A 22,727-nucleotide genomic window follows, 5' to 3' on the forward strand; every position below is an offset into this window, starting at 1 on the left:
CACGCGTTCAATTGCGGTTGGTAGGGTACGGCGGCACAGCCTGGGCCTGGTCGCGCCACAGCGTGACGCGGTTGCGCCCCGCCTGCTTGGACGCGTACAGGGCCTCGTCAGCCCGCCGTATGACTTCGGAAGCGGACTCGCCGTCCTGCGGCCAGAGCGCGACGCCGATGGATATCGTCACGCGGCCCACGCTGTCCGGCATGAGACGGCGGGCCACGGCCGTGCGCAGGCGTTCGGCAACCTCGCAAGCCTTTTCAGCCGAACCGGTGGGCAACAGGGCGATGAATTCTTCTCCCCCCACCCTGAAAGCGCGGTCCTGGTCGCGCAGGCCGGCGCGGATCACCTCGGTCAGCGCGATCAGCACTTTGTCGCCCGTCATGTGGCCGAAGCTGTCGTTGATGCGCTTGAAGTGGTCCAGATCCATGGCGATGACCGCCACGGATGCGCCGTCTGCCGCGTAGGCGTTCAGCACCTCGGTCATGGCCCGGCGGTTCAGCAGACCGGTCATCGGATCCGTCAGCGCCTGGGTGTTCAGGCGTCCCACTTCGTCCTGATGCTGGTCCAGCGTCGATCGGACGGCCTCGCGCAACGTGTCGGCCTCGGCGTACCACGCGTTGAGCCGCGCGAGGTCCACGCCGCCCGACTTGCCTGCGGTCATGGCGCGCGTCAGGCGCGACAGCGGCGATGCGATGGCATAGGCCAGGCCGCACACCAGCAATAGCGTGAGCGCGATGGCCGGGATGGCGGAGCGCAGCGCATCCCCCAGCAATTCGCGCAGCGGCGACAGTACCTGATCCAGCGTACGCTGCGCCACCACCGCCCAATTGCCCTTGGGCAAGGGCGCGTAGCCGGTCAATACGGCGCCGCCGTCCGCCTTCGGATGCAGGGCGGCGCCGACGTTCCGGGCCGATTCGATGCTGGCCAGATCGAGCGTGTCGGGCGCGGCGTGCCGGCGGTACAGCACGTCGCCGTTGCTGCCGACCAGGAACACCGACATGCCGGCGATTTCGTCCCGGTCGCCGATGATCCGGTCCATGCCGCTGCCGGCATCCAGCGTGATGGCAATGGCCAGATAGGCCTGGGGCGCGCCGGCCGCGTCTTCCACGGGTTCGGCCACGGTAAGCACCGCGGCCTGCGCGCCGGGTATCTCCGTCACCCAGGCGCCCGAGCCTGGGGCGCTCACGCCCAGATCGGCAAGGCGGAGGATCTTTGCATCCGCAAGCTGGCCCGTAGGCGAGCGGGCAACGATACGGCCTTCGGCGTCGGCCAGCATGACCGCGTGCAGCGAGTCGACCTGGCCGGCCAGGCGCTGCAATTCGCTCTGCAGCGCTTGCGGTTTTCCCATGGAGGCAGCGAGTTGGCCGGCGGCATTGCGGGCCTGGCGATGCAAGGCGGCAATGTAGACGTCGATGACCTCGGCCAGCTTCTCGGCGCGCGCGTGGTTGGCGGCCAGCGCATTCTTGATGATCTGCGCCTTCTGTACCTGGTAGCTGGAGTACATGGCGTTGGAAAAACCGACGGCGACGCTCAGCACGGCCAGGACGACCAGCACTGCAAGCAGGCCGATTTTGCGCTTGCGCAGGCCTGCGTGGCTAGACCGAGGGCTCATCGAGACTCCGTGCAATATTCCATGCGTGTTGGTGTATCGACTGCGTTTAGTCTGCAAAGATAAATGGGCTGGGGGCGGGCCGCAAGAGCTGACGCCCGGAATGGCGATCCGCCGTTGATTTACCGGAGAAAAATGTGAGTTGCCGCCAACACGGACGGCCTGATGCCATCAGGCCTGGGAATTCCCGTTACGTCGGTGCCGGCGCGCCCTTATGCCTATTTCACCTTGATGATGTCGTCCGGCTTCCAGGTCTGGTCGTAGAACGCATCTTCCGCGCCGTACAGCCGCAGCGCGACCAGGAAGTCGCGCCCCGGGATGGTCTGAATGAAGGCGGCGTCCGCCGTGCCTTCGGGCTTGTCCGGCCCGAACCAGATTTCCACGGAACCGTCCGCCTGCTTGGGGATGTCGTAATAGCCGTTGGTGGAGGGCATCAGCTGCCTGGTTTCCGGCATGGTGCCGTCAGTCACGTTATAGGCCGTGACCGCCCAGAACAAGGCCGCCGGCGCGTTGGGCGGCAGCCGCAGCTTGTAGGTGTTGGATCCATGCAGGAAATTCCCGGCGGCATCCCGGGCGGTGTAGGGGTATTTCGAACCCGCGCCCGTGGTGCGCATGACCATCGCGGGGGCGGACGAATAGGCATACTGGAAGAAGCCGGCGCGCTGGTTCACGTCCAGATAGCTTTCCTGCATCCATTCGGCCGTGCCGCCCGCCCAGGCCCGTTCCCATTGACGGTCCTTATAGTAGAGGTTGCGTCCATCCTCCCGCCCCAACTGGCGCAGCGCCAATATCATCCTGGGCGCGGTCTCCACGGCTTTCTGCAGCATGTCCTGCTGCCGTTGGGTCGGCTCGAAGGGTTGACCCTTGACGATGCCGATGGACGCCAGCACGCCCCGCAGTTCGGGATCGATGGCGGACACGGGCTCGTAGTCGACGAAGTCCTTGAGCTTCTGCCAGAACTGGCGGTCCACCGGATACATCATGTCCACGCGCTTGCCGCTGGCATCCGGAAACTCCATGGGCTTGATGTTTTTTTCCTCTGCCCAGAGCGGATAGACGCGAGTGGTTTCCGCCGCCTTGACGGCGGGGGCGGGGTCGGGTTTGCCGTCGCCCTTCGCCATGACCGTGCGGAAGAACAGGAACACGTTGTAGGTCGGCGATTTGAAGGCGAAGTAGCTGCTGGGAATGTGGCCGTCATAGTCCGGCGGCAACAGCAGATACAGGCCACCGCGTGCGCGGTCAGGGCCGATGGCGCCCACGTCGGTAATGGTGCGTTGGAAGAAGTCGGTGAACATGCCGATGACGTTGGGGGGCGCCTTGACCACCAGCGGGCCGGTCTTCTTCAGGTCCAGGTAGCTCATGGAATAGATGACGTCGGCGTTGGGCGTGGGCACCATGGTCTTGGCGTCCATGCGCTCCTTCCAGATCGGCAGCACGTTGTAGCCGGCTCCGAACGCCTTCTCGGAGCCATCGCGCATGCCGATGACGTTGAGCGCCGGCAGCATCGTCATGTAGGCGTGAATGGCGCGTTGGTAGTAGAGCTCGTCGCGCAGGCCTTCGGCCTCCTTTTGGTCGAGCCAGTTGCCATTGTTGATTTGCCTGACGAGCGGCGAGATGGCTGCTTGTTCCTGGGCTGCGCTGGTTCCAGCGCAAAAGGCGGCAAGCAACGCGGCCGCCAACAGCTTGAATCGGGGTTGGGCGCGCATGAATGAACTCCTGGTGAGGGTGCGGGAACGCTCCCGCGCAAGACATGACGAGGTGGAAGAGGGGCGGACCGGCGCTGCGCCGTTCCGGGCCGTCAATCCATCTTCTTGATTTGCGGCGGCTTCCAGCTGCCGTCGAGTACGGCCTGCTGGCCCCAGTACGCGCGTATGTAGAGCGAGATGGGCTCTTTGGGCGAGGGCAGCCAGTTGGCCTCCTTGTCCTTGCCAGGAGAGGTCGGCCCCACATAGAGAGTCAAGGAACCGTCCGCATTGCGGGCGAGGTCCTTGTTCTTGGTACCGAGCGAATAGCGCTTGAGTTCGTTCGGGCTGAAGAGATGCAGCTTGTTGTAGAGCGTCAGGGACCAGAAGCCCTTGACGGGCGGCAGCTGGCCCTTGGGGAAAGTGATTTCGTAGCGTTGGCTGCCATCGAGCTGCGCGCCGGCCGCGTCGAAGTCCGTATAGAAATACTGGGTTTCGCTAGGCCGGTTGTCGAACATGTTCGACTTGGAGGTGCCGGTCCGGTTGAAATAGTCCAGGCCCGTCTGGGCATTGTTGACGGACCGGTTCCAGTTGTTGCCGGCAGGGCGCCCATTGTGCTTCCACTGGAAGAAGGGCGCTATGACTTGCTCTTCGGTTTCCTTGGCGGTCTGGAGCAGCGCCTCCTTGATTGCCGGATCGCGCGCCGCCGCGGCCAGCACGGAACGGAACTGGGCATACATGGCCTCCTCGCCTGGCAGCGGCGGGACTGTGTCCAGCACCTTGCCTAACTGGTCGAAGAATGTCTCGGGGATTACCCAGCGCGTTTCTCCTGAGCTGGCGCTCTCGGCCTGAGGGTTCGGGATATCGGGTGTGTTCTTCCAGTTTATGGTCTTCATCTTCCCGTCGAAATCCTTCAGCGGATAGAACACGACCTGGTTTATCTTGTCCTGTATGGCTTTGCGATCCTGTTCCGTGTCATCCATGAAAATACGCGGGATGGCATTGGCCAGCGCGGTTGGACTGCGGATGACACCCTGTACGCCTGCGGGCCGTTTGCCCTTCCAGTTGGGGCCGACCAGCAGATAGAAGCCCGGCTTGCTCTTGTAAGGCTTGCCCAGTTCGCCGAACTGGTTGGTGCGCTGGTCGTAGAGCGCGTAAACCCAGAAGCGATCGCCGAAGTCGGGAACCTGGGCGATCACGGGTTCCTCGTCCAGCGAGAAGAAGCCCAGGCCGTACACCACGTCCTGATTGGGGCAGGTGACGAAAGTTTCTTGCGGGGCGATGTAATCGTGCAACATGCCGGCCTGGCCGCGTGGTGCCACAGGAAGAATGCCGCCCAGCAGGCCGGGGCGGGGCGCCTTGGTGATCCGATCGCTGCGGTTTTGCATGTTCACCATGGGCCAGCCCCAGATGTAGGCATAGCGGCCTATCGCCTTCGCGTACTCCGGGTGCATGGCGATGTCAGGCGCCGGCAGGGCCAGCGCGGCTTTGCCGGCTGGCGCCTGCGGCGCACCGACGGCGGGCGGGGCGCCCGTCGCAAGATTCAGGCAAAGAAACGAGAGAATTGCGACACCATGCTTCATTCTGCGCTCCTGTCGGGGACTGCCAGACTGCTTGCGGGAGACGCCATTTTCACTAGTGACTCGATTACAAGTCCATGCTAATTTCGGCAATAACTCGTCAGAAAGTTGCGAGGGTCTCGATGGAGCTGTTCCAGTTCGGATCGTTCGGAGAGTACGAAGCCGCGGTGGTTGACGTAGACCTGAAAGTGCGTCTGCTCGGGCCACAAGACGGAGGCTGGCGATTGGGGCACGCGGACGTTGGCGGGATCACTGTCCAACGCGGAATTGAAGCCGTGCCGAATCTGTGTGAAGCCGCGGTGGCGGCCACGCATTTCATGTTTCTGATATCCGATGCCGGATCGGCTTCGGCCTGGCTGAACGGCGTCGCATTGGGGCCGGACAAGCTTGCCGTTCTTGCGCCTGGCCGAGGCTTCGTCTTTCGCGCCGACGGCCCGAATAGCTGGGTGACCATCGCGATTCCTCTGTCGTCGCCCTTGTTGCAGGCCGATGACGAAGTCGGCGGGATCTTGCGCTACTGGTCCCGTACCACCAGTGTATTGACCGCCAGTCCTGCGCACATCGCGGCCTTGCAGCAGGCCGCTCTTTGTGCGGCGGACTCGAGAATGCCTGGCGAAGCCGGCCGCGTGCTGATCGAAAATGCGATCGCAACCATGGTCTTTTCCCGCCGTCCGCGGCCGGCGCCTGGTGGAAGACCAGGGGTTTCCTTGCACGAATTGTGCAACGCGACCTTGACGCTTTTCCGGGCGATGGACGGCGATGGACGGAAGAGCGCCGGCTACGATGGACTGAGCGTGGGCGATCGATCATTGAGGACGTTCTTTCGTCATTGCTTTGGCTTGAGTCCGACGCAGTATCTGCACTTGCGGCAGTTGCATGCGGTTCATGCCGCCTTGGCCAGCGCCGTGGCGGGCGAATGGTCCATTGCGGAAATTTTCGAACGTCAAGGCTATCCCTATTCCAACTACGCGCTGACTCGCTATCGAGCGCTTTTCGGAGAAACGCCGTCGGCGACGCGCCGACGTTTCTTCAATGCGGCTAGCCAGCTTGGCGTTTCATAGCGCCAGCGCATCGGGCCGGCACGTCGGCGCGCCTGTCACTGAAGAGGAGTACGAGCATGCCCAGCAAAAACACGATTTGCCTCTGGTACGACCGCGACGCCCTGGAAGCCGCGCAGTTCTATGCCCGGACCTTTCCCGACAGCGCCGTCAGCAAGGTGCTGCGCGCGCCGGGGGATTATCCTTCCGGCAAGCAGGGCGACGTGCTGACGGTGGAGTTCACCGTGGCAGGCATCCCCTGCGTGGGCCTGAACGGCGGCCCGGCCTTCAAGCACAGCGAGGCCTTTTCCTTCCAGATATCCACCGAGGACCAGGCCGAGACCGACCGCCTGTGGAATGCCATCGTCGGCAATGGCGGCCAGGAAAGCGAATGCGGCTGGTGCCGGGACAAGTGGGGCCTGTCCTGGCAGATCACGCCGCGCGTGCTGATCGAAGCGATCTCGGACCCCGACCCTGCCATCGCCAAGCGCGCGTTCGACGCGATGATGACCATGGGCAAGATCGACATCGCGGCCATCGAGGCCGCGCGGCGGGGGTAGGGGGAGGATTCCTCCTTTTGGCTGATTCCGGCGGGAACCGCGCGATCTATCATGGAAGCGCCGCGCCGGGGCAGCCATCCGCATGGTTCGTCCCGAGGGTGGCAAGTGCTTGCGCTATCTTGCTCGGGGAGCTTTTGCCATGGCCACGCTCGCGGTTCGCCTGATGGCGTTTGTCGTGCTTGCGGGCTGCGGCGCCGCGGCTCATGCGGGGCCCGGACAGGCCATGGAGGCCACCGGCACGTCGCGCTCCTCATCGTCCTCGCGCAGCAACAACACCGGCGCCGCCATAGACGCGGCGCAAAAGGCGCTGAGCGATTATCTGCGCAGTTCCGACCAGCAGGACGGCGCGCTGCTCGATCAGGACGCGCAGGACCGCCTGCGTCAGCAGTACGAGGAGGCGCAGCGCGCGGCGGCCCAGGCCCGCGCGAAGCAGCAAGAGGCCGACTATCTGCGGAATCGCGACCGGATCAAGGAGCGCTATGGCGCCGATCCCGCGCTGAATCCGTGGGGTAGCGGTTCCGCCAGCCGCGACAAGCCCCGCAATGCGCCCGCCGACGCGCCGAACCCTCCGGCTTCAGCCAAGGCCGGGGCCAAGGACCCCGGGCTCGATTACGCCGGCCAGGCCTGCGAGTACTTCACGCGGCCCTCGGATGCCGCGCATCTGAACTATTACAGCGAAGGGTCGACCGTCGTGTACGGCGGACGCGTCTACCAATGCAAGGACGGCCGCTGGGCCTACCGCTATCCCGATACCGTGCTGAGCGCGCGCGACCGCAGCCGGCTTTCGGCCACCCAGCTGGAGAAGTGACATGTCATTGTTCGCGTCGGTCATGGCGGCCGTGCTGGCGTCTTCGACCCTGGGCGCTCCGCAGGGCTCGGGAATGGGAAACAGCGAAGCCTTGTACAAGGCTTATTCCAGCGCCTTGGACCAGGGCTTTCAGGCGATGGGGCCTGGCATGCAGCGCGCGCTGGCAACCTATTGCCAGGACGGGCTGTCCATCGACGGCTACTGCAGCATGGTGGAGCACGGCGCGATCATAGGCAGTCATCTCAGCGGCAATTACGAGGCTGTGCTGCGCTACAGCGACCGGTACGCAACGGCCATGCTTGCCTACCTGGGCGCCAACCGCGTTCCGGCCGGCGCCTGTATGCCCTTGAACGCAGCAGTGGTGAACCCACGCACGAGCAGGATTACGGCCTCCTGGGACGCTCTTTTGCCGTCCCTGGTCTACTTCGCTCAGACCAAGCTCAGGCTGCCCGCGAGCGGCTCCTATTACCAGGCGTTCTACTGCGCGCGCCGTGGGCCCAACAATCTGTTCGAGGACTATGACCCTGAACATTCCAGCGTGCCGGCCAGCGAGGCGGAAGTGCGTGTTGCGCGCAAGTTCGAGGCGGAGATCCTGCGGCCGTTCCGCGTCGCGAATGAACAATTGCACGCGGAACTCCTCCAGACCGCCGATCAAGACCGCGCGGCGGGCCGCCGTCACCTGCTCAAACGCTCCGTCCTGTTCGGAAACGCGTATGCGGCATGCAGCCGGGCGCGTTTCCCGGCCAACCTCTGCGGCTACCTGAGCACCGACCGCATCGAGGTCGATTATTACGAGCGCCAGTAAGCCGGCTTTCACGCACCCAACAGGAGAAGCGATATGTCATTGTTCGCGTCGGTCATGGCGGCCGTGCTGGCGTCTTCGACCTTGGGCGCGCCGCTGGGTTTGGGAACGGAACGGAGCGAAGCCTTGTACAAGGCCTATTCCAGCGCCTTGGACCAGGGCTTTCAGGCGATGGGGCCTGGCATGCAGCGCGCATTGGCAACGTATTGCCAGGACGGGCGGTCCATCGATGGCTACTGCAATTGGGCGGTGCAAGGCGCCATCATAGGCAGCTATCTCAGCGGCAACTACGAGGACGTGCTGCGCTACAGCGACCGCTATGCCGCTGCGAAGCTGGCTTATCTGCAATCCAGGCGCGAGCCACTGGGCGCCTGCATGGCGGTGTACGTGAGCACGGTGAAGCCTGGCACGACCAGCACTTTGATTTCCTGGAGTTCGCACGTGCCGTCGTTGAACTACCTGGCGCAGGCGCGGCTGAAACGGCCCGCGACGGGGCCGTACTACCAGGCGTTCTATTGCGCGCGACGGGCGCCGAATGACTTGCTGGACGCCTATGACCCCGAGCATTCCAGCGCCCCGGCGAGCGATGCGGAGTTGCGCGTGGCGCGCAAGTTCGAGGCGGAAATCCTGCGGCCGATGCGCACGGCGAGCGAGCAGATGCAAGCCGAACTCGTCCGTACCATCCAGACCGACAGCACGGCGCTCAGCCGCAATCTCCTCCAGACTGCGGTGCTGTACGGAAACGCCTATTCCGCATGCAGCCGGGCGCGCTTCCCGGCCAATCTCTGCGGCTATCTCAGCGCGGACCGCATCGAGGTGGAATACTACGAACGCCAGTGAGCCCGCCCCGCTGTGCGGGTGCCGCGAGCTGGCATAACATGCACTGATTGCGATACGCCACGGAGCGCAGACAGTGCGATTGCCCGCCAGTCCGGATCACCGGGCGTTTTCCCGGCTGTGCCGCGCGCGGGACCTGCTCGCGGATCTGCGGTCCGCGCAGGTTTCGGTCGCGGATGCCGCGCGCGAAGCGAGCATGTCCCCATTTCACTTCATCCGCCGCTTCGAGGCCGCGTTCGGCGAAACGCCGCACCAGTTCCGCACGCGGGAAAGACTGGCGGCCGCGCAGCGGCTGCTTGCGCATGGCCACGCCGTGACCGACGTGTGCCTGGAACTGGGCTACAGCAGCCTGGGCTCGTTCAGCGCGCTGTTCGCGCGCAGGATCGGGGTCTCGCCCGCGCAATACCAGCGCAGACTGCGCCAAGTCGTCCATATCCCCGACTGGACGCCGCATCCCCCGGCATGCCTGTTGCTGATGGGCGGACCAGCCGCTATCGCAATTTTCGAGAAGACGCGGCGCCGGCCTTGAGCCATGCTGGGGCTTTTGCGGCCCGGCCGTGGTCATGCCGGATTTTGCGTCCAGGCATAAGGAGAGACGATGAGGATCAAGCTGAACAGCATATTTGTCGACGATCAGGACAAGGCGCTGCGCTTCTACACCGAGGTGCTCGGCTTTATCAAGAAGCAGGATTTTCCCGCGGGCGGCGCGCGCTGGATCACGGTGGTTTCGCCCGAGGGACCGGACGATCTGGAGCTGGTGCTGGAGCCCAACGGCCATCCGGCGGCCAGCGCCTACCAGACCGCGCTCAGGAATGACGGCATCCCCGTCACCGCCTTTGAAAGCGCCGACATCCAGGCCGAAGCGCAACGCCTGAAGCAGATGGGCGTGGTCTTCACGGTAGATCCGACCGCCGCGGGTCCGGTGACGATCGCGATCTTCTCGGACACCTGCGGCAACCTGATACAGATCTACCAGTTGAATGGCTGAGGCTGTCGGCGCGCGCTTCAGCCTCCGGCCGGCAGCACGTGCAGTCCGGTGCGCTTGACGAATTCCTCGTAACTGATGGGCGGCCCGGCTTTGGTGCTGGCGGCGTTGGCCTGCCAATGGACCCAGGAGCGTCCCGTGGTCGCGTCGTACACGACCTTGTAGATGTAGGTGGGCACGGCCACGCCCGCGCCTATGGTCTTGGGCTTGTCCGCATAGACGGGGCCGGTGAAGACGTACACGTCGCCCGCGGCGCGCATCACGTACTTGCGCGTGTCCTGTTCGATGCTGCTCCAGGCGCCGCCGTTGTGAATCTGGTCCTGCGGCACCATGTTGGCCAGCGAGAAGCTCTGCGCCATCGCCTCCGGCGTGGACATATCGCCTGCCGGCGCCATGTGGCCGCGCGAATAGCCGGAGCCGCGGTAGTCGTCCAGCTCGGCCCGCTCGGCGCGCGGCAGCCGCGCTTCGGCGTAGAACTTGTCGGTGCGGCGCATGCCCTGGGCCTGGGTCAGCATCTGGCGATTCAGGCGTTCCGCCACGAATACCGGCGTCTTGGTCTGCCCGTCGTGCAGGATGGCGAAGGCCGAGAAGCACACCTCCCGCAGCTTCTGGCCGCCCGGGACTTCCGGCGGGCGCGAATGCGGAAAGAACTGCCGGCATTCGGCAAACATCGTTTGAACAGGCGCCCCTGTCCGCGCTGCGGTCGGCACCGCCACGGGCGCCGCGGGCTGGCGTTGCTGCGGCCAGCCCAGGCGCGTGATGACTTCCTGCACCGGCGCCGGAATCCGCCACTGCGGATTCAGCATATAGGTGGCCGCGCCGAAACTCGCCAGCGACGAGAACAGCAGGGCCTTCAGGAATCGGGGGAAACGGCCGCTGGATCGGGATCCGGCCCGGGCCTTGGATCTGCTTGGGGGACTTCTCTTCTTGGAAGCGGGTGTCTTCGCGCGCGTCATTACTACCTGTGAGCTACTGCCCGATTGCAGTTGGCAATCGGCACCGCCCCGGATTGTAGATGAGTGGCAAATTTGCCACTTGCACGGATTCTTTCGTTTCCCGAGATGACTGCGAGGTCCGGTGTTGCATGATGCGCAACACGGCTTGTGACAGTAGTTACGCTATGTTTCCATGAGGCATTTCCCACGTAGAATTCTTGCTGGCCGCGGCGATTGCTGCGGCGCGATACCCACGCGTTCAAGATGTACGTCGATCTCCTCACCCTTTACTTCATCATTATCGGAACGCTGCTCGCCAGTGCAGGCCTGACGTTCTGGGAGCATCGGACCCATCCCAGCCGCAGCGGATCATTGCGCATCCTGGCGGCGGGTTTCGCCACGCTGGCCGTGGGCTGCACTGTCGCGCTGTTTCGCGCGAGGCTTCCCAGCCCGCTGGGCTCGGCCGTCGCCAATCTCATCGTCCTCAGCGGCTATCTCCTCCTCATGAACGGCGCGGCCTCGTTGAGCGGCAGGCGCCACCGCGGCGCTTCCATTGGCCTGCTGGTCGTCATGGCGCTGATCTGGCTGGCGGCCGGCACCCAGCGGGAGGACCTGGTCTGGAAGTACATCAGTGCATTCCCGATCGCGTTGGTCAGCGGCGTGACCGCTTGGGAACTGCTGCGCTGCCAGTCGCTCAGGTCGTTGACGCCGCTGCGCATCGCAACGGCGGCGGTAACCATCCACGCACTGGTCTACGCCGCGCGCGCCTTCATCCTGCCGTGGTGGGTGGCGGAGCACGGGCCGGCCATACACCTGACCGCCAGCACCCTCACCATGTACGAAGGCGTGCTGTATTCGATCGTGCTGCCGATGACGCTGCTCAAACTGATCCGCGAGGAAACCCATGGCCAGCTGCTGCGAGAGTCGCAGACGGACTATCTGACCCGCCTGGGCAACCGCCGCTGGTTCTTCGAACAGGGCGCGCGCATCATCGAGGGCGGAGCAGGGCGCGGACCGGTTGCGGTGCTGGCCTTCGATCTGGACCAGTTCAAGGCCATCAACGACAGGTACGGCCACCAGACGGGCGATCAGGTGTTGAAATTCTTCGCGGATAGCGCGCGTTGCGTGTTGGGCGACGATGTGTTGCTTGCCCGCATCGGCGGCGAAGAGTTCGCCGCGCTGCTGTCCGGCCCCGACGCGCGCCGCGCCACGGTGCTGGGCGCGGCCGTGGCGCAACGCTTCGCCGTGACGGTGTCCGGGCGGGGCGACAGCTTGGGCATACCGGCCACGGTCAGCGTCGGGCTGGCGCAGTTCGAGGACAAGGTTCCGCCTTTGGCCGACGCGCTGGCCGCGGCCGACCGGGCGTTGTATCAGGCCAAGGCGCTGGGCGGGAACCGGGTGGAACTGGCGGGTGCCGCCGCAAGCGCGGTGAACTGCTGACCGCAGCCGGCGCGGATCAGGTCCGGCGCCGCGACCTGGGCCTGGGCGCCACCCCCATCCGCGGATCCCGCGCCAGCGCAAGCCGCGCCATCAGCGCTGCGGTCGTCTCGAAGTCCTCGTCGGTCTGGGGCAGGTACAGCCATTTCCCCAGCACCGGATGCACGCGCAGGGCGGGGAACTCCGCCAACAGCGCCTCATGGCGCTCCCGCGAGGTGCAGACCAGCAGGCCGCTCCAGGGATCCTCGCGATCGGCCGCGACCAGATACAGCAGGCCGTCCAGATACGCCGCATCGCAGCCGAACATCTTGCGGCGCAGGTAGCCGGCATCGCGCTCCAGCGGTTCCAGGATCCAGAGCAGCGAATTGAGGCGGACGGTCCGTTGTTTCGGGGGCGGGGCGAATGGGTCTGATCGGTTGCGCATGAGGTGACTGCTGGCGGGACGGGTTGCGGCGGGAAGCCAAGAATAATGGTAATAATGGTGCCGGATTAAAGTTTCGACTGCGAGGGGATAGCGTGCATTGCTCTAGATGCGGAGCCGCCCACAAGGGCAAGAACAGCGTATGCGACGAATGCGCAAGAGTGCTGGGCAACATGACCAGCAAGAACATCTTCGCATCGGACACCGGCAGTTTTTCGACGGACCAGACGCCGCCGGCGGTGACGGGTCCGCAGCCGGCCATGAATCCGCAGCCCGCCGCCAGTCCGCCAGCTGCCGCGGCCTCTCGCGGCAGCTGGGCTGAAGCATTCCAGCGCTACCACATTGTGCCCCTGCGGCTGCGCGGCAAGCCCGTCAAGACGGTCTGGCTGTTGGCTGCCGGCGCGGCAGGCTTGGCGATCACCGCCCTGGGCGTCTACGCCTGGGGGATGTCGACGTGGTGGTTCATCCTGATTTTCCTGAGCCTCATCAGCCTGGACACGGGGCGTGACCTGAATCGCATGCGCTACTCGCGGTTTTTAATGATGTGCAGCCTGGAGGCCAATCGCGCCGGCGAGGTTTTCTACACGGAGATTGGCGGCCAGTGCCCGGTGTGCGATGGGGAATTGAAGCTCAGGGAGATCGGTCCGAAGCGCCATAAGGAGACGATGGCGGTGTGCTGCGTGAATGGCAGCCACCGCTGGCGATTCGATCCCCGCGTGCTCGGCGATCTTTGAGGTCCGTGTCCGGCGCAACCCGTCGGGCGTAGTCCGGCCGGCGGGGCCGGTCCCGCCGCGCTGCCTATAATGGCCCCGATCCCCGCTTCGACGGCAATCTTGCCGTGTTTCATGTCCTCTTTGCCTCTACGCGTGCTGTCGGTCATTCCGCCGATGACGCAGCTCAATACTCCGTACCCGTCCACCGCCTACCTGACCGGCTTTCTGCGGTCGCGCGACGTGACCTCGTTCCAGGAAGACCTGGCGCTGGCCCTGGTGCTGCGCCTGCTGTCGGCCGACGGCCTGCGCGCCGTGGCGGAACGCGTCGCCGCCTTGCCGGCGAACAAGCACAGTCCCGCGGTCCAGTCCTTCGTGGCGCAGCAGGCGCGCTACCTGGCGACCATCGGGCCGGTGATCGCCTTCCTGCAGGGCCGCGATTCGACGCTGGCGCACCGCATCGTCGGCCGCCATTTCCTGCCCGAGGGGCCGCGCTTCAGCTCGCTGGACGCGTATCTGGACGAAGACGGCGGCGATCCGCTGGGCTGGGCCTTCGGCGCCCTGGGCCTGCATGACCGCGCCAAGCACCTGGCGACGCTGTATCTGAACGACCTGGCCGACGTGCTGCGGGACGCGGTGGATCCGCGCTTCGAGTTCGTGCGCTATGCCGAGTCGCTGGCGGGCAGCCAGCCCACGTTCGACCCGCTGGCCCAGGCGCTGGCGGCGCCGCCCACGCTGGTGGACGACATGCTGCGCAGCCTGACCGCGGAAGCGCTGGCCCGCCACACGCCCACCGTGGTGCTGCTTTCCGTACCGTTCCCCGGCGCGGTCTATGCCGCCTTCCGCATAGCCCAGACCATCAAGGCGCACGATCCCGGCATCGTCACCGTGTTGGGCGGCGGCTTCGTCAACACCGAACTGCGCGAACTGAAGGACCCGCGGGTCTTCGATTACTTCGACTACGTGACCCTGGACGCGGGCGAGCGTCCTTTGCTGTCGCTCCTGGAACACCTGCAGGGCAAACGCTCGCGCCAGCGTCTGGTGCGCACCTTCCTGCGCGACGCGGACAGCGGCGCGGTGCGCTATGTGAACATGGTCGAACCCGATATCGCCTTTGCCGAAGTGGGTACGCCCACCTGGGACGGGCTGCCGCTGGACCGCTACCTGTCGCTGCTGGACATGCTGAATCCCATGAACCGGCTGTGGAGCGACGGGCGCTGGAACAAGCTGACCGTGGCGCATGGCTGTTATTGGAAGAAATGCAGTTTCTGCGACGTCAGCCTGGACTACATCGGCCGCTACGAAGGCGCATCCGCCGCGGTGCTGGCCGACCGCATCGAGGCCATCGTGCGCGAAACCGGGCAGACCGGCTTCCATTTCGTCGACGAGGCCGCGCCGCCCAAGTCGCTCAAGGCGCTGGCGACCGAGCTGATTGCGCGCAATACCGATATTTCATGGTGGGGCAACATCCGCTTCGAAAAGACCTTCAGCCCCGAACTCTGCGAACTGCTGGCCGACAGCGGCTGTATCGCAGTATCGGGCGGCCTGGAGGTCGCCTCGGACCGCCTGCTGAACCTGATGAAGAAGGGCGTCTCGGTGGATCAGGTGGCGCGGGTCACGCGCGCCTTCACCGACGCCGGCATCTTGGTGCATGCCTACCTGATGTACGGCTTTCCCACGCAGACCGTGCAAGATACCGTGGATGCGCTGGAGTACGTGCGGCAACTGTTCGACAATGGCTGCATCCAGAGCGGCTTTTTCCACCGATTCGCCTGTACAGTGCATTCGCCCGTGGGGCAGAACCCCGAGGAATACGGCGTTACCCTCAAGCCCTTGCCGCCGATCTCCTTCGCCAAGAACGACGTCGGCTTCCATGACCCTACCGGCGTGGATCACGACGCGCTGGGCCGCGCGCTGAAGAAGGCCATCTACAACTACATGCATGGCATCGGGCTGGACGAGGACGTGCGTAGCTGGTTCCCGTTCCATGTGCCGAAGACCACGGTATCGAAGCACCGGATCGGCCGGGCATTGAGCCAGCGCGGTTAGGGCGGCGCGCCGCCCCTATAATCCGCAGCACGGAAATGACCGTCGGAGAGGCGATGGCAGTGCTGGTGGTCGGAGCAAGCGGAGCGACGGGGCGGCTGCTCGTGAGGCAGTTGCTCGATCGCGGGCAGCAAGTCCGGGCCATCCTGCGGTCTCCCGGCGCGCTTGCGGACCTCGCCGGCGATGCCAGGCTGTCGCTCATACAGGCCAGCGTCCTGGACCTTGGCGACGCCGAGATGGCCCGGTGCGCCAGCGGCTGCACAGCGGTGCTGTCCTGCCTGGGCCACAACATGACCCTGAAGGGCATGTACGGCGCGCCTCGCAGGTTGGTGGCGGATGCGGCCCGACGCTTGTGTACGGCGATCCGGGCGAACCGGCCGGACGCGCCGGTCAGATTCGTGCTCATGAACACGGCGGGCAACAGCAACCGCGATCTGGCGGAGCCTGTTTCGTTCGGCCAGAAATGCGTGGTCGGGTTCGTGCGTCTGCTAGTGCCGCCACACGCCGACAACGAACAGGCTTCGGATTATCTGCGCACGCAAGTGGGACAGGCCGACGGCATGGTCGAGTGGGCCGTGGTCCGGCCCGACAGCCTGCGCGATGGCGCCGCAGCCACCGGCTATGAGGTGCATCCTTCGCCCACCCGCAGCGCCATCTTCAACGCAGGGGCGACAAGCCGCATCCATGTGGCGCACTTCATGGCCGAGCTGGCCACCGACGCGGCCACATGGAACCGGTGGAAGGGGCGGATGCCGGTGATCTACGACCAGGGCATGGCCTAGCCGGACTGGATCGGGACGCCGCCCTAACGCAGCAGCACATCTTCGTAGAACGCGCCGATCGGCCGCTGCGCATCGCGCACTTGGATCTCCAGCACCCAGATGCCGTCGGCGGGCACGAAGTCCGCCTGCGCCAGCAAATGTTTGCCGTACAGCGCATGCGGGAAATCCGACACCCGGTGTCCGGGAATCTCGCGCACCAGTTCGCAGCCATGCTCGCGTGCATATTCCGAGGCACGGTCGTATAGCGCGGCTCCCGTCAGGCCTTCCAGCCATGCCAGGCGTGCGCGCCGGAAGACCTCGCGAGCGGCCTCGGCGCAGCGCAGGCGGTCCGCATCCGCGCCCAGCACGAAGGTGTCGCCGTAGTCGCCCTCGTGGCCGTCCCACACCGGGCCGATGTCCAGTACGAAGATGTCGTGCGCCTGCAGCTTGCGGTCGTAGTCGGTGCGCTGGACGGGCGGCGATTGCGTGTCCGGGCCGAAGCGCACATAGGTCGGGTGCCAGTTGTTGGATGCTCCCATTTGACGCAGGTGCTCGTCCGCCGTGGCGATGGCCTCGCGCGTGGTCATGCCGGGGCGCATCAGCGCGGCGATTTCCGCCACCGCCTGCATGGATCGCCGGCGCGCGTCCAGGATGCCTGCCAGCGTATAGCGCGGACTGAGGCGTTCCCAGGGGTGCGCCTCGCGCTGCGGCGCGACGCTGGCCGCGTCCCCGGCTGCGGGGTGGAAGGCTTCGGACCGGTAGCGGTCGGAGGGCAGGCCGGCCGCCAGCAGGCGGTCGCGGGCAGCCTGCACCATTGCCGGATTGCCGCAGGCGTAGACCAGGCTGCGGGACCAGTCATGGTCCGCGGCGATGGCGGCGTCCTGCACGTGGCGGCGGGGCCGGCCATCTGCGCTGTCGGCCTGGGACAGCACCGCATGCCACTGGAACCCCTCGCCCTTGCCCTGCAAGGCATCCAGCATCTGCCCGGCGTAGCAATCGTCCGGCGTGCGTCCGCCCCAGTACAAAGTCACCGTCTTCAGCGCGCGGCTTTGCAACGCTGCCATAAGGATGGGAGCCACGCCCGCATAGCCCGTGCCGGTGGCCAGCAGCACCAGGTGATCGATGCCGGCAGGCATCTCTGCGGGCCAGGTGCAGCCGCCTTGCGCGCCGTCCAGGGTCAGCATGTCGCCGGGCTGGAGACCGGGAAGAATGCCATCGGTGAAGGCGCCGCCGGGCATGCGGCGGATGTGGAACTCCAGCCGGGCAGGCCCCGCCGCGCCGGGCGCATTCGCTATCGAAAAGTTGCGGCGGGCGCCGCCGTCCAGGATCAGCCGGGCATGCTGGCCGGGCAGGTAGCCGTAGTCGTCCCCGTCCTGCAACTCGACGATGAGCTGGGTGACGTCCGGCGCCAGCGGCAGGCGCGACGCCACGCGGGCGCTGCGCGGCGGCCTGGGTTCTTCGGGGGCGCGCCAATGCGGGAAGCGCAGCGTCAGGTCGCTGGCGGCGCGGCACTGGCACATCAGCAACTCGTCGCTGGCGGTCTGGTAGCTGCCGTCCGCGGGCGGGGCGATACGCTCATAGCTGCCCGCCACGACCACGGCGCGGCACGAGCCGCAGGCCCCGCGCTGACAGGAGAAGGGCACGGGTATCCCCTGGGCCAGCGCTGCCTCCAGGATCGAGGTCGTGCCGTCCGCGACGAAGGGGCCGGTCTCCAGGGTGATGGTGTGGCAGGGCGCAGTGACGGTCATGGCGGGTTCCAGGAAATTTGCCCCGCTAGGGGCTCAGGCAGTCAATCTACCGATAGAATGGCTACATGGAATAGAGCCATTTCTGCCAATATGAACAAGCCACTTTCCGTAGCGCAGCCAGGCGCGAAACGCCAGGAAGCCAGCCTGGATCTGCCGATGGACGCCGCGCGGCCCGGGGAATCCAAGCAGGCCTGGGTCTACCGCGAGATCCGAGAACGCATACTGAAGGGCGCGCTGCCGTCCGGTGCGCGCCTGCCGTCCACGCGCAGCCTGGCCGGGCGCTGGCACATTGCGCGCTCCACGGTCGAGGCTGCCTACGATCAATTGCGCAGCGAAGGCTATACCGCGGGCACGGTCGGTTCGGGCACTCATGTGGCGGCGGTGATTCCGGACAACTTTTTCCGGGCGGGGTTGCCGGGCCAGGGCGCCGCAACGTCCCAGACCCCGGGGCCGCGGCCGGCAACGCAAGCAGGCGGGCCAACGGTCGGCGCACCCGGGTCCGGCCCGCACATGGCCACGATCTTCGCGCCGACGCAGCCCAACTCCCAGTTCTATTCCCGCAGCGCCGACGCCGCGCTCTTTCCCATGGAACGCTGGCGCAAGGGGCTGATGACCAGCGCGCGGCGTGTCACGCCGGCCCAGCTTGCCAACGATGAACCACAAGGCTGGCGCCCCTTGCGCGAGCAGATCGCCCGCTACCTGGGCGCGGCCCGCGGCATCAGCTGCGATCCGGACCAGGTCATCGTCCTGGGCGGCATCCGCGACGGCCTGGACCTCTGCGGCCATCTCCTGCTGCAGCCGCAGGACAAGGTGCTGATCGAGGATCCGGGCTACCTGAACGCCGAACCCATCTTCGGCCAGTACACGCGGCACATCGTTCCCTTGGCCATCGACGCCGAAGGTTTTCCGGTGGCGCAGGCGCGGCGCCAGCGCGGCGTGAAGCTGGTGCACGTCACGCCCGCGCACCAGGCGCCCACTGGCGCCACCATGCCCGTGTCCCGCCGTCTGGAGCTGCTGGACTGGGCCGCGCAGGCCGGCTGCTGGATCGTCGAGGACGACTACGACAGCGAATTCAGCTACGACGGCGCGCCGCTGGCGGCCCTGAAAAGCCTGGACACGGCCGATCGCGTCATCCATTGCGGCAGTTTCAACAAGACCCTGTTCAACGCGCTGCGCATCGGCTATGCGGTGGTTCCCAAGGAATTGGCGGCCGCTTTCGTGCAGGCGCGCCGCCGCGCGGGGCGCTCGCCCAGCATCATCGAGCAAATGACGCTGGCGGCGTTCCTGCAGGACGGCAGTTTCGCGCGCCACGTGCGCAAGGCGCGCGGCGTGTACGCGCGACGGCGCGACGCCGTGCTGCGCGCCTTGCGCCAGGCCGTCGGCAACGATGCGTTACGCGTCGGTGGCGAGCACGCGGGCTTTCACCTGCTGTGGTGGCTGCCTCCGGGCTGGGATGTGGCGCAGACCGTGGCGGCGGCGCGGGCCGCGGGCGTGGGCATGCAGCCGGTGGCGGACTTCTGCCGCAAGGTGGATCTGGCGCCGGGCGTGGTGGTGGGCTATAGCACGGTGCAGGAAGACGCCCTGCTGAAGCTGGGAACGCTGCTGGCGCAAACCGCGCCAGGCGCGGGCCAGCAGCAGGATCCGGGCTTGCTGCGCCGCCTGCTGCGCGTCAAGGACCGCATGGACGCGGCCTCGCACGAGGCCTGGCCGGTGGAGCGCCTGGCCGAGGTCAGCGGCATCTCCAAGGCCCATTTTGCGCATTCCTTCAAGCGCGCCTTCGGCCTGCCGCCGCACCGCTATCTGCTGACGCGGCGTATCGAGCAAAGCGTGGCCATGCTGCGGGACACGGAGCGGAGCGTCACGGAAATCGCCTACGCCACCGGCTGGGAAAGCCTGGGCACCTATAGCCGCATCTTCCGCGACATTACCGGTCTCAGCCCCAGCGCCATGCGGGCGCAGGCGCGGGAGGGAACGCCGCCGTTGGACCGCATGCCCGGTTGCGTTGCGAAGGCCGCGCAGCGCCCCGATCTCAACATCGCTGTTTTGGAGAAGCGCCGCCGCGAGGCCGACGGTAAATTGCCGCCATCAACCAAGGAGGTCTCATGAACTCAGGCATCAATGTGGCGGGCATATACGTGGATGATCAGGACGCGGCGCTGGCGTTCTACGTGGACAAGCTCGGATTCCGTGTCCACACGGACGTGCGCAACGGACCGTACCGCTGGCTGACGGTCCAGCATCCGGACCAGCCCTCGTTCCAGCTCGGCCTGTTCGCGCCCGGCCCGCCCATCCACGACGAGGCCACGGCGCAGACCTTGCGCGCCATGGTGGCGAAGGGAGCCATGCCGCCCCTGGTCCTGCATGTGGCCGACTGCCACGCTGACTATGTCCGGCTGCAGGCCCTGGGCGTCGAATTCACGCAGGAGCCCATCGAACGCTATGGCAGCGTGGACGCGGGCTTTCGCGATCCGGCGGGCAATGGCTGGAAGATGATCCAGGCGCCGCGGGGCGCGGCTTGACATCCAGTCCCGGGCGCTGGCGGCGCGTTCAGTAGGTGATCCGCACCGAGGCCGCGCTGCGCTGTGCGCCCGCGCGGGTGACGGCTTCGATGTTGTTGCCGTCCGGGTCCAGCACAAACGCGGCGTAGTAGCCGGGATGGTAGGCGGCGCGCTCGCCCGGTTGGCCGTTATCCCGGCCGCCGTGTGCCATCGCCGCCTTGTAGAAGGCATCCACCATGGCCTGGTCTTCCGCCTGGAAGGCCAGGTGGATCCGGCCGGTGAGTTCGCCCTGCACCTCGGCGCTGCCGCGCGATGAAATGAACAGCTCGTCCGTCCAGAAGTCTGCGCCGTCGGAGCCGCCGATGGGAATCTTCAACGCATCGAAGACCGCCGTGTAGAACGCCTTGCTGGCGGGCAGGTCGCGCACGACCAGCCCGATGTGATCGATCAAGCGGCCCTTGTGTCGTTCTTTCTGCGCCATGAATCGCTCCTGGCTTTGGCAGTGGGAGAAGAATCAGCGATGTGAGACTACGCCTGGCGGCGCCATGTTTCAAGGCGCCGCACAGCCATTCGGGCGCGTGGCGATGCCCGCTCAGTCCTGGCCGGCCATGGCCCGCATGGGCTGGCAGGTCAGTTCCTTTTCTTCCTCTCCGAAATCCGCCATGTCCTTGCGCGCCTTGGTGTAGGCGCGCAGATACTCCGCATCGAATGCCAGCGACGACACGCCGGACTCGCGCGTTGCCGACTGCTGCCGCTTCTTCAGGATCTCCAGCAGTTCAGGGGTGAGCACCTTGCAATACTCCATGATGGCGTGGATCTGGGCCAGGGAGGTGGCCCGCTCCAGGTTCTGTTGCGCCAAGGCGGTTGCCGCGGGCAGCGACAGCACGGCGGCGGCGATCCAGGCGGCCGGTTTTAGCAGGGGATGGGGCATTGCGGGCCAAGTCCGTTCAAGAAGCAAGAGCCCGCATTTAACACGATCTTTGGTGGCGCCCGCTTCGACGCGCCGGGAAATGCGGCCGTCGGTCTACAATTCGTCCCGCTCCATCCGGGGGCTCAGGCTGTCTGTACGTGTAGTGTCGATAAAGGTCCACCCATGCGTCTGAACCAGTGCCAGAACTTCCACGACTTTCGCCGCATGGCCCGCCAGCGGCTGCCAGGCCCCATCTTCAATTACATCGACGGCGCCGCCGACGATGAAACCACCTATCGTCGCAACACCGCGGCCTTCGAATCCTGCGACCTGCTGCCCGACGTGCTGCGCGGCGTGGCGGAGGTGGACATGTCGGTGACGGTCATGGGCCAGAAGCTGGCGCTGCCGGTCTATTGCTCGCCCACCGCCTTGCAGCGCCTGTTCCATCATGACGGCGAACGCGCCGTGGCCGCCGCCGCGGGCAAGTTCGGCACCATGTTCGGCGTGTCCTCGCTGGGCACCGTCAGCCTGGAAGAAGCCCGCAAGATCAGCGGCGGCCCCCAGGTCTACCAGTTCTACTTCCACAAGGATCGCGGCCTGAACCGCGAGATGATGGCCCGCGCCAAAGAGGCCGGCGTGCAGGTCATGATGCTGACCGTGGACAGCATCACAGGCGGCAACCGCGAGCGCGACAAGCGCACCGGCTTCGCCATTCCGTTCAGGCTCAACCTGGCCGGCATCGCGCAGTTCGCCATCAAGCCCGCCTGGGCGCTCAACTACCTTACCCACGAACGCTTCCGGCTGCCGCAGCTGGACACCCACGTCAACATGGGCGGCGGAGCGATGTCCATCAGCCGTTACTTCACCGACATGCTGGACCCGGCCATGACCTGGGACGATGTCGCCGCGATGGTGCAGGAATGGGGCGGGCAATTCTGCCTGAAGGGCGTGATGTCGGTGGAAGACGCCAGGCGCGCGGCCGACATCGGCTGCACCGGCATCGTGCTGTCCAACCACGGCGGCCGCCAATTGGACGGATCGCGCAGCGCCTTCGACCAGCTCGCGGAAATCGTCGACGCGGTCGGTGACCGCATCGACGTGATGATGGACGGCGGCGTGCAGCGCGGCACCCACGTGCTCAAGGCCCTGGCGCTGGGCGCCAAGGCAGTGGGCCTGGGCCGCTACTATTTATTCCCGCTGGCGGCCGCGGGCCGGCCGGGCGTGGAGCGCGCGCTGGAACTGATGCGGGTCGAGATCGAGCGGGCCATGAAGCTGATGGGCTGCAGGACCGTCGCCGAACTGCAGCGGCGGCACCTGCGGTTCCGCTGATCGGGCATCGCGGTTCGCGGATCGGGCAGGATAGG

At 66.0% G+C, this 22,727-nt stretch carries 22 protein-coding genes; 14 read left to right on the top strand and 8 right to left on the bottom strand.

Features of this window, described 5'->3' with window-relative positions; genetic code table 11:
* Positions 1-7 precede the first annotated feature (7 nt).
* From N5C88_RS26520 to N5C88_RS26530, 3 genes are all read right to left on the bottom strand, one after another.
* Positions 8-1,609 carry a sensor domain-containing diguanylate cyclase gene (locus N5C88_RS26520; protein ID WP_280016553.1) on the bottom strand — a complete coding sequence of 534 codons (1,602 nt, stop codon included), beginning with the start codon at positions 1,607-1,609 and terminating at the stop codon, positions 8-10.
* A 215-nt stretch (positions 1,610-1,824) separates the two neighbouring features.
* Positions 1,825-3,312, bottom strand: coding sequence for a DUF1254 domain-containing protein (locus N5C88_RS26525; protein ID WP_118932121.1), 1,488 nt, complete (start codon positions 3,310-3,312; stop codon positions 1,825-1,827).
* A gap of 92 nt (positions 3,313-3,404) precedes the next feature.
* Complete coding sequence (locus tag N5C88_RS26530; protein ID WP_280016554.1) at positions 3,405-4,961, bottom strand: DUF1254 domain-containing protein; 1,557 nt, start codon at positions 4,959-4,961, stop codon at positions 3,405-3,407.
* A gap of 29 nt (positions 4,962-4,990) precedes the next feature.
* Here N5C88_RS26530 and N5C88_RS26535 point away from each other — a divergent pair, with 29 nt between their 5' ends.
* From N5C88_RS26535 to N5C88_RS26565, 7 genes are all read left to right on the top strand, one after another.
* Complete coding sequence (locus tag N5C88_RS26535) at positions 4,991-5,929, top strand: helix-turn-helix transcriptional regulator (RefSeq protein ID WP_165867805.1); 939 nt, start codon at positions 4,991-4,993, stop codon at positions 5,927-5,929.
* A 56-nt stretch (positions 5,930-5,985) separates the two neighbouring features.
* A complete protein-coding gene (locus N5C88_RS26540; protein WP_059373333.1) occupies positions 5,986-6,465 on the top strand; it encodes a VOC family protein in 480 nt (159 codons plus the stop codon).
* A 139-nt stretch (positions 6,466-6,604) separates the two neighbouring features.
* Positions 6,605-7,273 carry a hypothetical protein gene (locus N5C88_RS26545; RefSeq protein WP_280016555.1) on the top strand — a complete coding sequence of 223 codons (669 nt, stop codon included), beginning with the start codon at positions 6,605-6,607 and terminating at the stop codon, positions 7,271-7,273.
* A 1-nt stretch (position 7,274) separates the two neighbouring features.
* A complete protein-coding gene (locus tag N5C88_RS26550) occupies positions 7,275-8,078 on the top strand; it encodes a hypothetical protein (RefSeq protein ID WP_059373329.1) in 804 nt (267 codons plus the stop codon).
* Positions 8,079-8,111: 33 nt separating this feature from the next.
* Positions 8,112-8,915 (top strand): hypothetical protein, encoded by an 804-nt coding sequence (locus N5C88_RS26555; RefSeq protein WP_280016556.1) that lies wholly within the window; start codon positions 8,112-8,114, stop codon positions 8,913-8,915.
* 73 nt (positions 8,916-8,988) lie between these two features.
* Positions 8,989-9,441, top strand: a complete 453-nt coding sequence (locus tag N5C88_RS26560; protein ID WP_280016557.1) for an AraC family transcriptional regulator — start codon at positions 8,989-8,991, stop codon at positions 9,439-9,441.
* Positions 9,442-9,510: 69 nt separating this feature from the next.
* The gene (locus N5C88_RS26565; protein WP_280016558.1) at positions 9,511-9,900 is read left to right on the top strand and encodes a VOC family protein; all 390 of its coding nucleotides are present in this window, start codon (positions 9,511-9,513) and stop codon (positions 9,898-9,900) included.
* A gap of 17 nt (positions 9,901-9,917) precedes the next feature.
* Here N5C88_RS26565 and N5C88_RS26570 read toward each other — a convergent pair whose 3' ends face one another.
* On the bottom strand, positions 9,918-10,703 hold the full coding sequence (locus tag N5C88_RS26570; protein WP_059373662.1) for a DNA/RNA non-specific endonuclease: 786 nt from the start codon (positions 10,701-10,703) through the stop codon (positions 9,918-9,920).
* Positions 10,704-11,096: 393 nt separating this feature from the next.
* On the opposite strand from N5C88_RS26570, the gene N5C88_RS26575 reads away from it, so the two are divergent.
* The gene (locus N5C88_RS26575; RefSeq protein WP_280016559.1) at positions 11,097-12,272 is read left to right on the top strand and encodes a GGDEF domain-containing protein; all 1,176 of its coding nucleotides are present in this window, start codon (positions 11,097-11,099) and stop codon (positions 12,270-12,272) included.
* 16 nt (positions 12,273-12,288) lie between these two features.
* Here N5C88_RS26575 and N5C88_RS26580 read toward each other — a convergent pair whose 3' ends face one another.
* A complete protein-coding gene (locus tag N5C88_RS26580; protein ID WP_059373323.1) occupies positions 12,289-12,693 on the bottom strand; it encodes a hypothetical protein in 405 nt (134 codons plus the stop codon).
* 170 nt (positions 12,694-12,863) lie between these two features.
* Here N5C88_RS26580 and N5C88_RS26585 point away from each other — a divergent pair, with 170 nt between their 5' ends.
* From N5C88_RS26585 to N5C88_RS26595, 3 genes are all read left to right on the top strand, one after another.
* Positions 12,864-13,424: a hypothetical protein gene (locus tag N5C88_RS26585; protein WP_280016560.1), complete on the top strand. Its 561-nt coding sequence runs from the start codon at positions 12,864-12,866 to the stop codon at positions 13,422-13,424.
* Between the two features lie 111 nt (positions 13,425-13,535).
* Positions 13,536-15,449 (top strand): B12-binding domain-containing radical SAM protein, encoded by a 1,914-nt coding sequence (locus tag N5C88_RS26590; protein WP_280016561.1) that lies wholly within the window; start codon positions 13,536-13,538, stop codon positions 15,447-15,449.
* Between the two features lie 53 nt (positions 15,450-15,502).
* Positions 15,503-16,228 (top strand): NAD(P)-binding oxidoreductase, encoded by a 726-nt coding sequence (locus N5C88_RS26595; RefSeq protein ID WP_118932186.1) that lies wholly within the window; start codon positions 15,503-15,505, stop codon positions 16,226-16,228.
* 23 nt (positions 16,229-16,251) lie between these two features.
* On the opposite strand, the gene N5C88_RS26600 is transcribed toward N5C88_RS26595, so the two are convergent.
* Positions 16,252-17,955 carry an NAD(P)H dependent flavin oxidoreductase family protein gene (locus N5C88_RS26600; RefSeq protein ID WP_280016562.1) on the bottom strand — a complete coding sequence of 568 codons (1,704 nt, stop codon included), beginning with the start codon at positions 17,953-17,955 and terminating at the stop codon, positions 16,252-16,254.
* A gap of 90 nt (positions 17,956-18,045) precedes the next feature.
* Here N5C88_RS26600 and N5C88_RS26605 point away from each other — a divergent pair, with 90 nt between their 5' ends.
* Together N5C88_RS26605 and N5C88_RS26610 are read left to right on the top strand one after the other, a co-directional pair.
* A complete protein-coding gene (locus N5C88_RS26605) occupies positions 18,046-20,061 on the top strand; it encodes an aminotransferase class I/II-fold pyridoxal phosphate-dependent enzyme (RefSeq protein WP_280016563.1) in 2,016 nt (671 codons plus the stop codon).
* Positions 20,058-20,474, top strand: coding sequence for a VOC family protein (locus N5C88_RS26610; protein WP_280016564.1), 417 nt, complete (start codon positions 20,058-20,060; stop codon positions 20,472-20,474). The genes N5C88_RS26605 and N5C88_RS26610 overlap by 4 nt, the downstream gene beginning before the upstream one ends.
* A gap of 28 nt (positions 20,475-20,502) precedes the next feature.
* Here the strand turns inward: N5C88_RS26610 and N5C88_RS26615 are convergent, their stop codons facing one another.
* Positions 20,503-20,934, bottom strand: a complete 432-nt coding sequence (locus N5C88_RS26615) for a VOC family protein (protein ID WP_059373312.1) — start codon at positions 20,932-20,934, stop codon at positions 20,503-20,505.
* A gap of 111 nt (positions 20,935-21,045) precedes the next feature.
* Positions 21,046-21,384, bottom strand: coding sequence for a hypothetical protein (locus N5C88_RS26620; protein WP_059373310.1), 339 nt, complete (start codon positions 21,382-21,384; stop codon positions 21,046-21,048).
* A 162-nt stretch (positions 21,385-21,546) separates the two neighbouring features.
* Here N5C88_RS26620 and N5C88_RS26625 point away from each other — a divergent pair, with 162 nt between their 5' ends.
* Positions 21,547-22,692 (top strand): alpha-hydroxy acid oxidase, encoded by a 1,146-nt coding sequence (locus N5C88_RS26625; protein ID WP_280016565.1) that lies wholly within the window; start codon positions 21,547-21,549, stop codon positions 22,690-22,692.
* Positions 22,693-22,727: the final 35 nt, after the last annotated feature.

It is taken from the genome of Achromobacter sp. GD03932 (genome assembly GCF_029839485.1).
Classification (GTDB): Bacteria; Pseudomonadota; Gammaproteobacteria; order Burkholderiales; family Burkholderiaceae_B; genus Achromobacter; species Achromobacter bronchisepticus_A.

Bases quoted from the DNA above. Each gene is read 5' to 3' on its own strand.
- N5C88_RS26520 (WP_280016553.1), bottom strand. From the start codon at position 1,609: ATGAGCCCTCGGTCTAGCCACGCAGGCCTGCGCAAGCGCAAAATCGGC.
- N5C88_RS26525 (WP_118932121.1), bottom strand. From the start codon at position 3,312: ATGCGCGCCCAACCCCGATTCAAGCTGTTGGCGGCCGCGTTGCTTGCC.
- N5C88_RS26535 (WP_165867805.1), top strand. From the start codon at position 4,991: ATGGAGCTGTTCCAGTTCGGATCGTTCGGAGAGTACGAAGCCGCGGTG.
- N5C88_RS26540 (WP_059373333.1), top strand. From the start codon at position 5,986: ATGCCCAGCAAAAACACGATTTGCCTCTGGTACGACCGCGACGCCCTG.
- N5C88_RS26545 (WP_280016555.1), top strand. From the start codon at position 6,605: ATGGCCACGCTCGCGGTTCGCCTGATGGCGTTTGTCGTGCTTGCGGGC.
- N5C88_RS26550 (WP_059373329.1), top strand. From the start codon at position 7,275: ATGTCATTGTTCGCGTCGGTCATGGCGGCCGTGCTGGCGTCTTCGACC.
- N5C88_RS26555 (WP_280016556.1), top strand. From the start codon at position 8,112: ATGTCATTGTTCGCGTCGGTCATGGCGGCCGTGCTGGCGTCTTCGACC.
- N5C88_RS26565 (WP_280016558.1), top strand. From the start codon at position 9,511: ATGAGGATCAAGCTGAACAGCATATTTGTCGACGATCAGGACAAGGCG.
- N5C88_RS26570 (WP_059373662.1), bottom strand. From the start codon at position 10,703: ATGCTGAATCCGCAGTGGCGGATTCCGGCGCCGGTGCAGGAAGTCATC.
- N5C88_RS26575 (WP_280016559.1), top strand. From the start codon at position 11,097: ATGTACGTCGATCTCCTCACCCTTTACTTCATCATTATCGGAACGCTG.
- N5C88_RS26580 (WP_059373323.1), bottom strand. From the start codon at position 12,693: ATGCGCAACCGATCAGACCCATTCGCCCCGCCCCCGAAACAACGGACC.
- N5C88_RS26585 (WP_280016560.1), top strand. From the start codon at position 12,864: ATGACCAGCAAGAACATCTTCGCATCGGACACCGGCAGTTTTTCGACG.
- N5C88_RS26590 (WP_280016561.1), top strand. From the start codon at position 13,536: ATGTCCTCTTTGCCTCTACGCGTGCTGTCGGTCATTCCGCCGATGACG.
- N5C88_RS26595 (WP_118932186.1), top strand. From the start codon at position 15,503: ATGGCAGTGCTGGTGGTCGGAGCAAGCGGAGCGACGGGGCGGCTGCTC.
- N5C88_RS26600 (WP_280016562.1), bottom strand. From the start codon at position 17,955: ATGACCGTCACTGCGCCCTGCCACACCATCACCCTGGAGACCGGCCCC.
- N5C88_RS26605 (WP_280016563.1), top strand. From the start codon at position 18,046: ATGAACAAGCCACTTTCCGTAGCGCAGCCAGGCGCGAAACGCCAGGAA.
- N5C88_RS26610 (WP_280016564.1), top strand. From the start codon at position 20,058: ATGAACTCAGGCATCAATGTGGCGGGCATATACGTGGATGATCAGGAC.
- N5C88_RS26615 (WP_059373312.1), bottom strand. From the start codon at position 20,934: ATGGCGCAGAAAGAACGACACAAGGGCCGCTTGATCGATCACATCGGG.
- N5C88_RS26620 (WP_059373310.1), bottom strand. From the start codon at position 21,384: ATGCCCCATCCCCTGCTAAAACCGGCCGCCTGGATCGCCGCCGCCGTG.
- N5C88_RS26625 (WP_280016565.1), top strand. From the start codon at position 21,547: ATGCGTCTGAACCAGTGCCAGAACTTCCACGACTTTCGCCGCATGGCC.